Source organism: Nonomuraea rhizosphaerae (assembly GCF_019396405.1).
GTDB lineage: Bacteria > Actinomycetota > Actinomycetes > Streptosporangiales > Streptosporangiaceae > Nonomuraea > Nonomuraea rhizosphaerae.
The window spans coordinates 1-12,926 of the sequence record NZ_JAHKRL010000341.1 but is presented as its reverse complement, the minus strand read 5'-3'; the positions used below and the strand labels follow the sequence as shown (position 1 = coordinate 12,926).

Genomic DNA, 12,926 nt, shown 5'->3' with positions numbered 1-12,926 from the left:
GTCTGGACGACCTCCGGCACCTCGGCGTCCGGCGTGCCGTACCCGTGCGAGCCGAACCCCGGCGACGCGACAGGCTCCGGGCTCGCCGGAGGCGGCGTGAACGGCTGCGCGGAGGCGGGCGACATCGGGACGGGGCCCGAGGCCGGTATGGCGGGGATCCCGCCGATCTGCGTCTCCGCCTGCGAGGACTCCTCGTGCCGCGGCAGCTCCTCGGGGGCCGGCCTGCGGAACCAGTCGGAGCCCACCGACGAGAAGATCGGCAGGAACTCGTCGTTCTGCTCCTCCAGCGGCGAGCTGCGCACCACCGGAAGCGGGCCGGTCAGGTCCTGGGAGGCGTAGTCGCCAGGGCCGAACGGGTTGTAGGCGGCGTTCCGGTCGAACGGCTCCACCGGCGGGATCGGCGAGTCGGCGAACGACGGCCAGCTGAACTCGTCGGAGACGAAGCTGCGCTGCGAGCCGACGGGCGTCGCCTTGGGGTGCTCGATGAACGGCGCCCTGGGCGGCTCCTCGGCGTAGGAGGACCAGCGCGGCGCCTCCTGGGCCGGCGCGGGCGGCGGCGGCTCGGTCGCGAAGGAGGGCCAGCGGGGAGCGTCCTGCGCGGGCGGAGGAGGCTCGGTGGAGAACGACGGCCAGCGCTGCTCGTCGAACTGGCCCGGCTGGGCGCCGGAGAAGGGCTGCTTGTCGGCGTACGGCTGGCTGTCGGGGTAGGGCTGGCCGCCCCCGAACGCCTGCTGGCCGCCGGCGTACGGCTGCTGCTCGCCGAAGGGCTGCTGGGCGCCGCCGAAGGGCTGCTGCTCACCGAAGGGCTGCTGCTCGCCGAACGACTGCTGGCCGCCGAAGGACGGCTGCTGGTTGTCGGCGAACGGCTGGTTGTCGGCGAAGGAGGGCCAGCGCTGCTCGGCGACCGGCTGGTCGTCGGCGAACGAGGGCCAGCGCTGCTGGTCCTGGGCCGCGGCGGGCGCGGGCGGCTCCTCGGCGAAGGAGGGCCAGCGCTGCTCGCCGGGCTGGCGGGGCGGCTGCTCGTCGCCGAAGGACGGCCAGCTGTTGCCGCCCGGGACCGGCAGCGAGTTCGGCCACTGGGTGTCCAGGGGCGCGTTGTCGGTGCGGCTGTCAGAGGCGCTGGGCGGGGACGAGGCGTAGGAGCCGTTCGTCGAGGCGGGCTGCGCCATGCCGGGGTCGAAGGTGGTGAAGGCCTCGTACTGGCCGCCGCGCTGCTGCGGCACCGCGCCCTGCGGCCCGGCCAGCAGCATGTCGGGCAGCATGACGGCGGCGATCAGCCCGCCCGGCTCCCGCATCCTGAGCTGGACCTTGACGCCGTGGCGCAGCGCCAGGCGGCCGACCACGAACAGGCCCATGCGCCGGGAGACCGACACGTCCACGACCGGCGGGTTGGCCAGCCGCCAGTTGGCCTCGGCCAGCTCGTCGGCCGACATGCCGATGCCCTGGTCGCTGATCGACACCATGATGCCGCCGTCGACCGGGGTGCTGGTGACCTGGACCTTGCTCTCGCGCGGGGAGAAGGAGATGGCGTTCTCGATCAGCTCGGCGAGCAGGTGCACGGCGTCGGTGACGGCCGGGCCGGCGACCTCGATCCCGGACGGGATCTGGATCTGGACGCGCTCGTAGTTCTCGACCTCGGACAGCGAGGCGCGGGCGATGTCGACCAGCGGCACCGGCTCGCTCCACTTGCGGGCGGCCTCCTGGCCGGCGAGGACCAGGAGGTTCTCGCTGTTGCGCCGCATACGGGTGGCCAGGTGGTCGAGCCGGAACAGGTTCGCGAGCCGGTTCTCGTCCTCCTCGCCGTGCTCCAGTCCCTCGATGAGCTGGAGCTGGCGTTCGACCAGCGTCTGGCTGCGGCGGGAGAGGTTGACGAACATCGAGTTGACGTTGGCGCGCAGCTTGGCCTCGTCACCGGCCAGCCGGATCGCCTCGCGGTGGACCTCGTCGAAGGCCCGGGCCACTTCCCCGATCTCGTCGCGGGTGTTGACGCCGATCGACGGCACGTCGGGCACCTGGGCGTTCTCGCCCTGCTCACGCAGCAGGCGGACGGTCTCCGGGAGCCGGGTGGTGGCCACCTGGAGCGCCTCGGCGCGCAGCCGGCGCAGCGGGCGGACCAGCGAACCGGCCACGCGGGTGGTGATCAGCAGGACCAGGAGCAGCAGGACCAGGATGATCGCGCCGGAGATGATGGCCGCGCGCTGCTCGGCGTCGCTCAGCTCACGGGTCGTGGCCACGATCCTGGTGGCGAGGGTGTCCTCGACCTTGCGCATGGCGACGGTGGCGGCCGTGGTGCTGTCGTACCAGAGCTGGATGTCGCGGCGGGTGGTCTTGTCCAGGTCCTTGATGGTCTGGAACTCGCGCAGCTGTGCCAGCGCGCGCTGGCGCATGGCGTCGGCGCGGTCGATCTGCAGCCCCTTGACGCCCTGCCGGTACGCGGTGAGGTCCGCCGGGGTGGCCTCCTGCTCGAAGGCGGCGAGCTCGGCCTGCTGGTTGTTCCAGGAGCCCAGGAAGTCGGAGAGGTCGTCGTAGTCGAGCTTGCGCTCGATCAGCGCCACCACCAGGATGCCCTGCTGGCGGCTGACCTCCTCCTTGGTCCTGTCGAGCGCGGACAGGGCGGCCACCTCACCTTGGAGGCGGTCGTCGCTGATGCCGTCGCCCAGGTCGGCCTGGAGCTTCTCCATCACGTCGATCATGCGGGAGTAGTTCTGGAGGGCGGCTCGCGGCGGCGTGCTCGACTCGTTCGCGATCGACCTGCGCACGCCGTCGAGACCGATCAGCCACCGGCGGATCTCCTCGACCTCGCCCTGCACACGGGCGGAGTGGGAGGAGTCGATGGCCGCGCCGGCGCTCAGCACGCGCTGCTTGGCGGCGTCGGTGGTCTCGCGCTGGGCGTTCATCGCGGCGAGCCGGGCCCTGCCGCGGCTGGTGGCGATGTACCACGCGGTGAGCGTGCGCTCCTTGCCGAGCTCGTGCGACAGCGCGCTGACGCGCTGGACCAGCTCGGCGACCTGGGTCAACCGGCGGTATTCGGCACTGGTGCCGATGGCGTTGGCCAGCTGGATGCCGGCGAGGAGTACGCCCACGACGGTGGGGATGAGGATCAGCGCCACCAGCCTGGAGCGCACGCGCCAGTTCGCCAGCCGGAACCGACCGCCTGTGTACTCCCCTGGCCTCGTGTGCCTGGGGTTTTCCGTCCTCACTGAGTCTCGCAACCTCTCGCCGTTACGTGCTCGAAAATCTGACACGCTTGGGGCGCATGGGATTTGTGCGGGCTGGGTAATTGGAACACAACCCGTACCAGATCGGCCAACCGAACATATCCCATCACATGCGACCAAACGAGTCTCAGCGGTCGCAATTTGCCCGTGTGCGCTTTCACGCGGGCCGGAAGGAGTCCCGCTCCACCGGCGCCGCGTGCTTGACCATCAGGTGACGGGTCACCGAATACTCCTGTACCGCCTCCTGGCTCATGTCCTTGCCAAAACCGCTCCCCTTGACACCGCCATGGGGTGCTTCACTGGCTATCGGCAAGTGATCATTGATCCAGGTCACACCAACGTCGAGGCGGTGCGAGACCCGCATCGCCCTCGCCACGTCTCGCGACCACACGGAGGAAGCCAGGCCGTAGCGCGTGTCGTTGGCCAGCGTGACGGCCTCTTCCTCGCTGTCGAACGGCAGGACGACGAGGACGGGGCCGAAAAGCTCACCCTGGACGATATCGCTGTTCTGTCGGACTTCGTTAACGAGTGTCGGAAGGTAAAAGAAGCCGGGGCCCTCAACTGGAGCTCCACCTTGCACCACGCGCCCGCCGGAGGCGGTGACGAAGCCGTGCACCCGGTCGCGGTGCGCCGCCGAGATCAGCGGGCCGATGTCGGTGGCCGGGTCCCACGGGTCACCCGCCGTGATGCCGGCGAGCGTCTCCTTGAGCGCCTCGACCGCGTCGTCGTACACCTGCCTGGCGACGTACACGCGGGTGGCGGCGGTGCAGTCCTGGCCGGTGTTGTAGGTGGCCCCCATGGCGATGCCCCGGGCGGCCTCCTCCAGGTCGGCGTCCTCGAAGAGCAGCGCGGGCGCCTTGCCGCCCAGCTCCAGGTGCACCCGCTTGAGCGTCCTGGCCGCGCCGGTCATGACGGCCCTGCCGGTCTCGGTCGAGCCGGTGACGCTGACCATGTCCACGCCCGGGTCGGTGACCAGCGCCTCGCCGACCTCCGCGCCGCCGGTGACGACCCGGACCAGCCCCTCCGGCGCGCCCGCGCGGGCGAACAGCTCGGCCAGCCGCAACGTCGTGCGCGGCGTCTGCGGGGCGGGCTTGATGACCACCCCGTTGCCGGCGGCGACGGCCGGGCCGAGCTTCCAGACGGCCATCACGAACGGGAAGTTCCACGGCGCGATCGAGCCCACCACGCCGACGGGGCGGCGCAGCATGACCGAGGTGTAGCCCTGGCTGAACACCCCGGCGCCGGTGCCGTCGAGCGAGCGGGCGGCCCCGGCGAAGAAGCGGAGGTTGTCCGCCGCGAACGGCAGCTCGCCGTCCCTGAAGACGGCGGCGGGCTTGCCCGTCTCCTCGACCTCCAGCCGGGTCAGCTCCTCGGCCTCCGACTCGACCAGGTCGGCCAGGCGCAGCAGCACCCTGGCCCGCTCGGCCGGGGTGGCCTGCGACCACTCGCCGAAGGCCTTGCGGGCCTCCTGGACGGCCCCCGCCACGCCGTCGAGCGGCGTGTCGGGGACCTGGTCGCAGACCTGCCCGGTGGCCGGGTTGATCAGCTCACGCATCGGAGGGGCCGCCCAGTTGCTCGATGAGGTCGGCGGCCCTGCGCAGCCCGTCGCGCTCACGGATCCGCTCGCCCTCGGCCGCCAGCCTGGCCAGCAGCTCCTGGTCGCCGAGCAGGCGGTCGAGCGCGCCGGTCAGCTCCTCGTCGGCGAAGGCGTAGGTCGACAGGCGCACGCCGTAGCCCAGCTCGTGCACGCGCTGGGCGTTGTCGTACTGGTCCCAGAACAGCGGCAGCAGGATCATCGGCTTGCCGAAGTGCAGCGCCTCGGTGGTGGTGTTGTTGCCGCCGTGGGTGATGACCAGGTCGCAGAGCGGGATGATCTTCGTCTGCGGCACGAACTCGGCGCCCCACATGTTGTCGGCCAGCTTGATCTCCTCGTGCAGCGGGCCCTTGGAGACGATGAACTGGTGCGGGGTGGTGGCCAGCACGTCGATCACCCGCTGCATCAGCTCCACGTCGGAGGAGCCGAGCGAGCCGAGCGAGAAGTAGACCAGCGAGCCCTCACCGCGCTCGAAGGGCAGCGTGAACTCCTCCTCGGTCTCACGCACCGAGGAGTCGAGCCGGTGCCAGGTGGGGCCGAGCGGGCGGGCGTCGGTGTAGTCGAGGATCTCCGGGTACACGTAGAGGTTCAGGTCGCCCTCGTGGATGAAGTCCAGGTCGGGCAGCGGCTCGGTGCCCTGCTCGACGCACCACTCGTTGAAGGCGTTCCAGATCTCGCGGTGGGTGCGCTCGTACTCGGCGCGGAAGGCGTCCCACTCGCCGCGGTCGTCGGCCGGCAGGCCGGAGAAGACCGGCGCGATGCCGTCGCCGCGCACCTCCAGCGGGTTGCAGGAGACGATCCGGACGAACTTCTTGCCCGTCGTCAGCAGCGCCGGGAACGTGATGACGTTGTCCTCGACGATCACGTCCGGCTGGACCCGCTCGATGATGGCCTTGAGCTGGGGCTCACAGTACTTGGCGCCGTCGATGAGGGAGTCCCAGATGGGCTTGGTGACGGTCGCGAGCTGCTCCAGCGTGCTCTTGCGGTACTCGGGCGCGGTCTCGCGGATGAAGTCCTTCCAGAACTGTCCCGCGTCCTGCTCCTCGTCGCCCTCGGCCGGAGGGGCCAGGTCGACCAGGTCCTCCTCGAAGCCGAGCGCCTCCAGCTTGCCCTTCCACGACGCCTCGGCCGCGAAGACGACGCGGTGGCCCCGGCGGCGCAGGATGTCGCCGATGCCGATGCTGTTGTTGGTGGGGCCGTACGCGCTTTCCGGCATGAACAGGATGGTGAGGGACATCAAGCTCTCCAGTTGAAGGGGAATTCAAAACTCATCTAGCGGGAAGGTCAACTTCAAGGCACTATGGTCACGGTTTCCTGAACGGCAGACAAACAGAGGTGGTGATCGTGGCCCAGCGCAAGAGCCGCACCGACCGGCGCATCGACCTGATCGAGGCGGCCAGGCGGGCCATCATCCGCCATGGGGTGGACGGCGTCCAGCTCTCGCACGTGGCCGTGGAGGCGGGGCTGACGTCCGGCGCCGTGCTCTACCACTACCCCGACCTCAGCGAGCTGCTCATCGAGGCGCAGCACGCCGGGATGGAGCGCTTCTACGAGCAGCGGCTGCGCCAGCTCGTCCGGCTCACCGACCCGGCCGAGAAACTGGTCATGACGATCAGGTCCGGGCTGCCGACCGGCCCGCTCGACCCCGACGTCCGGCTGCTCAACGAGCTGGGCGGGGCCGCGGGCCGCAACAGGGTGTACGGGGTGCTGCTCACCTCGCTCTACGACCGCCAGGTGTCGATGTACCAGGCGATCCTGGACACAGGGCACGCGCTCGGCGTCTTCAGCCTCAGCTCCGACTCGCTGACGATCTCGCGCAACCTGGTGGCCCTGGAGGACGCCTACGGCTACCGCATCACCGCCAGGCACCCGGTGATCGGCCCGCAGGAGGCCGTCGAGCTGATCCTGTCGTACGCCCGCACCGCGACGGGCCATGACCTTTCCCATGGGACGACGGGGGCTCATGGAACGTCCGGGGCTCATTGAGCGACCGGGATGACGACCGCGTCCTGGCGCCGCCAGTGCAGCCCGACCTTGGCCCCGGGCCGCACCGACCCGGCGCCCTGCACGGCCACCAGGACGGGCTTGACGTGGCCGGGCACGTCCACCGAGATGTGGGAGACGCCGCCGTAGAAGCTGACGTCGATCACGCTGCCCTGGAGCACGCCGGCGGCCGCGTCCTCGCGCAGCTCCACCTTCTCCGGGCGGACGCCCAGCAGCGCCTTGGCGCCGCCGGCCAGCTCCCCCAGCGGGGTGCCGGGCAGCACGCCGAACTCGGCGGTCCGCAGGCCCACCGTGCCGCCGAGCACACCGTCGGCGGTGCCCTCGAAGAGGTTGTTGGCGCCGACGAAGTCGGCCACGAACGGGGTGCGCGGCCGCTCGTAGAGCGCCACCGGCTCATCCACCTGGCGCACGCTGCCCCGGTCGAAGACCGCGATGCGGTCGGCGAGCGACATGGCCTCCTCCTGGTCGTGCGTGACGACCACGAAGGTGATGCCGACCTCGTGCTGCAGCCGCTTGAGCTCCAGCTGCATGTCGGCCCTGACCTTCTTGTCGAGCGCCGACAGCGGCTCGTCCAGCAGCAGCAGGCGCGGGCGCTTGACGATCGAGCGGGCCAGCGCGACGCGCTGGCGCTGGCCGCCGGACAGCTGGGCGGGTTTGCGGCCGCCGAGGTCCGACAGGCCCACGGTCTCCAGCACCTCGCCGACGCGCTTCCTGACCTCCTGGCGGGGCAGCCGCTCGCGCTCCAGCCCGTACGCGACGTTCTTGGTGACCGTCATGTGCGGGAACAGCGCGTACGACTGGAACATCATGCTGATCGGCCGCCGGTTGGGCTGCCTGCTCAGCAGGTCGGCGCCGTCCAGCGTGACCGTGCCGCCGTCGGGCGTCTCGAACCCGGCCAGGATGCGCAGCAGCGTGGTCTTGCCGCAGCCCGAGGGCCCCAGCAGCGCGAAGAACTCGCCCTGGCGGATCTCCAGCGACACCTGGTCGAGCGCGACGACGTCACCGAACCTGCGCGAGACCCGGTCAATCTTGAGCACGAGCTTCCCCGATCTTGGTCATCCTCTGGCCCGCGATCACGGCGGTGAAGCTCACCAGGAGCAGGATCGCGGCCAGCGCGTTGATCTTCGGGGTCACCCCGAAACGGATCATCGAATAGATCACGATCGGCAGCGTCTGGTCGCTGTTGCCGATGGTGAAGAAGGCGATGACGAACTCGTCCAGCGACAGCGTGAACGCCAGCAGCGCGCCCGCGAGGATGCCCGGCGCCAGCTGCGGCAGCGTGATCCTCATGAACGTGGCCACGGGCCCGGCGCCCAGGTCGCGCGACGCCTCCTCCAGCGAGGTGTCGGCGTTGACCAGCCGGGTGCGCACCACCGCGGCGACGAAGGCCATGGAGAACAGCGCGTGCGCCAGCACCACCGAGTACAGGCCGAGGGTGAGCTGGATGACCCCGTAGAAGACCAGCAGCCCGATGGCCAGCACCAGGTCCGGCAGCACGGCGGGCATCAGCGCGATCGCGTCGAGCGTCTTGGAGCGGGTGTACCTGGCCAGGCCGACGGCCAGCATCGTGCCCAGCACGGTGGCCAGGACGGTGGAGCTCGTGGCCACGATGAGCGTGTTGATCAGGCCGTCCCTGACCAGCTCGTCCTCGGCCAGCTCGGCGTACCACTTGAAGCTGAAGCCCTCGTAGGAGTAGGCCGACCTGCCCGAGTTGAACGACATCACCACGAGCACGATGATCGGCACGTACAGGAAGGCGTAGGTGACCCAGAGCGGGACGTGCAGCCATCGTGAGCTACGCACGGCGGGCCGCCCACGACTGCGCGATCAGCAGCACCACCAGGACCGCGATCAGGGCCAGCGCCAGCGTGGCGCCGAACGGCCAGTCACGCGCCTGGAGGAACTGGCTGCGGATCAAGTTGCCCACCATGACCGACTTGCCGCCGCCGAGCATCTCGGGGATGACGAAGTTGCCGAAGCTGGGCACGAACACGAACAGGCACCCGGTCAGCACCCCCGGCACCGTCAGCGGCAGCGTGACCTTGCGGAACGTGGTGAACCCCGACGCGCCCAGGTTCGCCGACGCCTCGCGCAGCTGCGGGTCCAGCCGCTCGATCGCCGCGTAGAGCGGCAGCACCATGAGCGGCAGGTACGAGTACAGCAGCCCGAGCACGATGGCGCTCTCGTTGTACAGCAGCTCGTACGGCCCCAGCCCGATCGCCTTCAGCCCCGAGTTCAGCAGCCCCGGCCCGTTGAGCAGGATGATCCAGGCGTAGACGCGGATGATGAAGTTCGTCCAGAACGGCAGCACGATGGCCACCAGCGCGAACGTCTTCCACTTACGGGGAAGGCGGGCGATCAGGTAGGCCGTCGGGTAGCCGAGCGCCAGCGCGATCAGCGTGGTGATCCCGGCGATCCGCAGCGAGCCGAGCACGACGTCCAGGTAGAGGGGGTCGAACAGGCGCTCGAAGTTCTCGCCGGTGAACTCGTGGACCACACCGCCGAACCGGCCGCGCTGGAAGAGCGTGTAGCTCAGCACCAGCCCGAGCGGCACCAGCAGCAGCACCACCAGGTACGTCAGCCCTGGCGACAAGAACACAAACGCACCCAGCCGGCGCCCCCTCGAAGGGGACACCGGCCGGGGCTCAGCCTCTGACCTCACGCGCCTGACTTCGCCTTGATCTCTTCGGCGAGCCGGGTGTACTTCAGCGATCCCTGGCCCAGGTCGATGATCGCCTCACCGTCGAGCAGCGTGGCGGGCTTGATGCCCAGCAGCGAGCCCTCGGCGATCTTCACCTGGTCCATGGCCGCCTTGTTGGGCACCTTGTAGTTGATGTTCTCGGCGGCCCAGCGGTGGATCTCAGGGTCGAGGACGTAGTTGATGAAGGCGTGCGCCGCCTCCTTGTTCTTGGAGGACTTCATGATCACCATGGTGTCCGTCCAGAGGTCGCTGCCCTCCTTCGGCACCGCGAAGCCGATGTTCTGCTTCTCGTCCGTGGTGGGGCACCAGCCGTCCCACGCCTCGACCATGACGGCCTCGCCGCTCTTGAGCCGGTCGCCGAACGTCACGTCGTCATAGGTCAGCAGGTGCGGCTTCTGCGCCAGCAGCTTCTCCTTGACCTTGGCGATCTCCTCGTCCTTGTCGGTGTTGACCGAGTAGCCGAGCGCCTTGATCGCCGGCAGGGCCAGCCAGCGCTCGGTGGTCATCATCGTGACCTTCTTGTCCGCCCAGGCCGGCGGGGAGAGGAGATCGTTCCAGCTCGTCGGGACCGCCTTGACCAGGTCCTTGCGGTAGCAGATGCCGGTCGTGCCCCAGGTGTAGGGCACCGAGTACTTGTTGCCCTTGTCGTAGCCCAGCTGGGTGGCCTCGGGGTAGAGGTTGGCCAGGTTCGGGATCAGCTCGGGGTGGATCGGCTCCAGCAGCCCCTGCTCGTTGAGCGCCTGCGCGTACTGGCCGGACACGAACGCCACGTCGATCTTGCTGTCACCGCTGGCGGTGAGCTTGGTCATGGCGATCTCGTTCGTGTCGTGCAGCGAGATCTTGAGCGGGAACTTGAGCTTCGCCTTGACCCTCTCCGGCAGCTCCTTGGGGGTGTAGCCGGGCCAGACGGTCACGTCGACGGACTGCTTGGTCAGGTCGGCGTTGGGGTTGAGCTGATCGGCAGTCGCCGCCGGTGCCGAAGCAGAACTGTTCGGCGACTCACCACCACACGCCGAGACGGCCAGCGCGAGGCCGGCCACCGCTACGAGGGCCGGCAGACGACGGGTGAACCGAGTACGGGACACGGCCGCAACTCCATTTCTCAAGTTCCGTTTGCAGGTGAGGAGTGTTGCAGCAGAAATCAACATGGGCAAGACTTTTGCGCACACTGTTACCTGGATGTTTGGTCTGACTGTTGAACGCGAATTCAATTTGGGAGCGGTTGCTCTCGCTGAGTGAGAAGCCCTTTACGGGCCGAGACCGTGGGTTGTCAGCCGCACTAGTGGCGGCCCTTGGAGGTGAGGCGCCGCCGCCTTTCACCGTCCGCCGTTTCTCTCCGCTGCCAAGCCTCTCTCACGATCGAGCCGATCAGGACACCGGGGTGACCGAGCGGGAGTTCGCGGTGGACCAGACCAACCATTCGGTCGTGGTCGATGAGCGGGTGGTGGTCAAATGGCTGACCCCTCCGGCGGCGATGCCGCACCCCACGCCCGAGATGTGGGCCCATCTGGTCGCCGCCGGGTTCGCGTGCACGGCTCCACCGTATGCGGCGCTGACGCGTGCGCAGGACGGTGGTGAGACGCTGCTCGCACTGGTGACGGGCTACCTTCCTGAAGCCACTGACGGCTGGGAGTGGGGTGTGGACGAGGCCGCGTCCGGGCGCACCGGCTTCGCCGTGCCCCTGGGGCGGCTGGCGGGCGAGCTTCATCTCGCCCTGTCCACGTTCCTATCATCTTCAATCGTCACATCTGACGCATCTGTTACGGGCAGTTGTAAAAGAAGTGTTATCGATACTCTGCGTGGCCGCGCGGATCGCGCGCTGGACGAGGCGCTGGCCCTGACCGGCGGCCAGGACGGCGCGTGGCTGGCCGAGCACGAGCCGGTGCTGCGCGCCGAGCTGGCGCCGCTGGCCGGGCGGACCGGCTCCCCGTTGATCCGGGTCCACGGTGATCTGCACATCGGGCAGATCCTGCGGTGGCGCGACGGGTACGCCGTGATCGACTTCGACGGCAACCCGACCGTCGCGGACGCCGACCCGTACCAGCCGGCCGCCAGGGACGTCGCCCAGCTCGCCACGAGCCTGGAGCACGTCGCCCAGGTCGCGGTCAAGCGCCGCGGCACCCCTCCCGGCGATGCGCTGCGCTGGGCGGCCGAGACCCGCCGGCTCTTGCTGGCCGCCTACCGCGACCGCCTGGCCGAGGGCGGCCGGCCCGACCTGCTGGACGAGTCGCTGCTGCGGCCGTTCGAGATCGAGCAGGAGTGCAGGGAACTGCTCTACGCCGCCCGCCACCTGCCCCGCTGGCGCTACGCCCCGATGGGCGTGCTGCGCACCCGCTATCCGGAGGAGACCCCGTGAACCCCGAGCTGTACCTGGCTGACCTGGAGGCCAAGCCCGCCGCCCTGGCCACGCTGGCCGGCGCCCTGGAGGCCGCCGACCCGTGGGACGGCCTGCCGCAGGACGTCAGGCGCGTGCTGTTCCTGGGCATGGGCAGCTCCCGGTACGCGGCGGGGGTGGCCGCGCTGCGGCTGCGCGCCGCCGGGATCGACGCCTACGCCGACCACGCCTCCGCCGCGACCTCCTTCCCCGCGGACGCGCACACGCTGGTGGTGCCCATCTCGGCGACGGGAGGCAGCCGCGAGACGCTCGACGCGGCGTCCCGGCACCCGGGCCGCCACGCGGGCGGGCCGTCGTTCGTGGCCGCGCTCACCAACGCTCCCGACTCCCCCGTCACCCGGGGCGCCGACCTGGTGGTGCCGATGCTCGCGGGCGAGGAGCGCGGCGGGGTGTCGTGCCGTACCTTCCAGCACACGCTGGCCCTCCTGCTGGCGCTGGAGTCCCGCCTCACCGGCGCGGGACGTGACGTGGCCGGCCTCGTCCGGCGTGCCGCCGACGCGTCGGCCGACCTCCTCGGCCGCCGGGACGCCTGGCTGCCCATGGTGCTGGAGCTGCTCGACGGCCCGCACGGCGTCTACACGATCGCGCCCGCCGAGCGGCTGTCGTCGGCCGAGCAGTCGGCGCTGATGTTCCGCGAGGGCCCGCGCCGCCCCGCCGACGCCTGCGAGACGGGCGACTGGTCGCACGTGGACGTGTACCTGACCAAGACGCTCGACTACCGCGCCCTGCTGTTCCCGGGCTCACGGTACGAGGACCAGGCGATGGACTGGGTGCGGCAGCGCGGCTCCACCGTCGTGACGGTGGGCGGGGAGGTCAAGGACGCCACGGCCGCCGTCCGCTACGCGCACGACGACGACCCGGACGTCGCGCTGCTCACCGAGACGCTGGTCGCCGAGCTGGTCGCCGGCCGCTGGTGGGCGGGGTCGTGACGAGCGGGCGGGACTCCCGTACGGGCTGACGGGTCCCGTACGCGTCAGCGGATCCCGTACGCGCTGACGCGTCCTGTACGCGTCA

10 protein-coding genes are annotated in these 12,926 nt (G+C 70.1%); 3 read left to right on the top strand and 7 right to left on the bottom strand.

Going from position 1 to position 12,926, the window contains the following annotated elements; all coding sequences use genetic code 11:
• From KME77_RS17135 to KME77_RS17125, 3 genes are all read right to left on the bottom strand, one after another.
• Positions 1 to 3,125: sensor histidine kinase (locus KME77_RS17135; protein ID WP_219468384.1), on the bottom strand; the 3,125-nt coding region annotated here is incomplete at its 3' end.
• A gap of 250 nt (positions 3,126 to 3,375) precedes the next feature.
• Entirely contained in the window at positions 3,376 to 4,773 is a 1,398-nt protein-coding gene (locus KME77_RS17130) for an aminobutyraldehyde dehydrogenase (RefSeq protein ID WP_219468381.1), read from the bottom strand.
• Complete coding sequence (locus tag KME77_RS17125) at positions 4,766 to 6,049, bottom strand: glycosyltransferase (RefSeq protein WP_219468378.1); 1,284 nt, start codon at positions 6,047 to 6,049, stop codon at positions 4,766 to 4,768. Before KME77_RS17125 ends, KME77_RS17130 begins: the two co-directional genes overlap by 8 nt.
• 107 nt (positions 6,050 to 6,156) lie before the next feature.
• Here KME77_RS17125 and KME77_RS17120 point away from each other — a divergent pair, with 107 nt between their 5' ends.
• Positions 6,157 to 6,798 carry a TetR/AcrR family transcriptional regulator gene (locus tag KME77_RS17120; RefSeq protein WP_308250734.1) on the top strand — a complete coding sequence of 214 codons (642 nt, stop codon included), beginning with the start codon at positions 6,157 to 6,159 and terminating at the stop codon, positions 6,796 to 6,798.
• On the opposite strand, the gene KME77_RS30330 is transcribed toward KME77_RS17120, so the two are convergent.
• Genes KME77_RS30330 through KME77_RS17100 form a run of 4 tightly spaced genes read right to left on the bottom strand, consistent with a single transcriptional unit; the run spans position 6,792 to position 10,602 of the window.
• Positions 6,792 to 7,853, bottom strand: a complete 1,062-nt coding sequence (locus tag KME77_RS30330; protein ID WP_219468376.1) for an ABC transporter ATP-binding protein — start codon at positions 7,851 to 7,853, stop codon at positions 6,792 to 6,794. The two genes, KME77_RS17120 and KME77_RS30330, sit on opposite strands and share 7 nt — an antisense overlap.
• Entirely contained in the window at positions 7,840 to 8,619 is a 780-nt protein-coding gene (locus tag KME77_RS17110; RefSeq protein WP_219468372.1) for an ABC transporter permease, read from the bottom strand. The genes KME77_RS30330 and KME77_RS17110 overlap by 14 nt, the downstream gene beginning before the upstream one ends.
• Positions 8,612 to 9,415 (bottom strand): ABC transporter permease, encoded by an 804-nt coding sequence (locus tag KME77_RS17105; RefSeq protein ID WP_308250733.1) that lies wholly within the window; start codon positions 9,413 to 9,415, stop codon positions 8,612 to 8,614. The genes KME77_RS17110 and KME77_RS17105 overlap by 8 nt, the downstream gene beginning before the upstream one ends.
• 59 nt (positions 9,416 to 9,474) lie before the next feature.
• The gene (locus KME77_RS17100; protein ID WP_219468370.1) at positions 9,475 to 10,602 is read right to left on the bottom strand and encodes a polyamine ABC transporter substrate-binding protein; all 1,128 of its coding nucleotides are present in this window, start codon (positions 10,600 to 10,602) and stop codon (positions 9,475 to 9,477) included.
• A 296-nt stretch (positions 10,603 to 10,898) separates the two neighbouring features.
• On the opposite strand from KME77_RS17100, the gene KME77_RS17095 reads away from it, so the two are divergent.
• Together KME77_RS17095 and KME77_RS17090 are read left to right on the top strand one after the other, a co-directional pair.
• The gene (locus tag KME77_RS17095; protein ID WP_219468368.1) at positions 10,899 to 11,873 is read left to right on the top strand and encodes a hypothetical protein; all 975 of its coding nucleotides are present in this window, start codon (positions 10,899 to 10,901) and stop codon (positions 11,871 to 11,873) included.
• Positions 11,870 to 12,841, top strand: coding sequence for an SIS domain-containing protein (locus KME77_RS17090; RefSeq protein WP_219468365.1), 972 nt, complete (start codon positions 11,870 to 11,872; stop codon positions 12,839 to 12,841). Before KME77_RS17095 ends, KME77_RS17090 begins: the two co-directional genes overlap by 4 nt.
• Positions 12,842 to 12,926 lie beyond the last annotated feature (85 nt).

What these genes read in the sequence shown, in the direction of transcription:
- KME77_RS17130 (WP_219468381.1), bottom strand. Translation starts at nt 4,773, where the DNA reads ATGCGTGAGCTGATCAACCCGGCCACCGGGCAGGTCTGCGACCAGGTC.
- KME77_RS17125 (WP_219468378.1), bottom strand. Translation starts at nt 6,049, where the DNA reads ATGTCCCTCACCATCCTGTTCATGCCGGAAAGCGCGTACGGCCCCACC.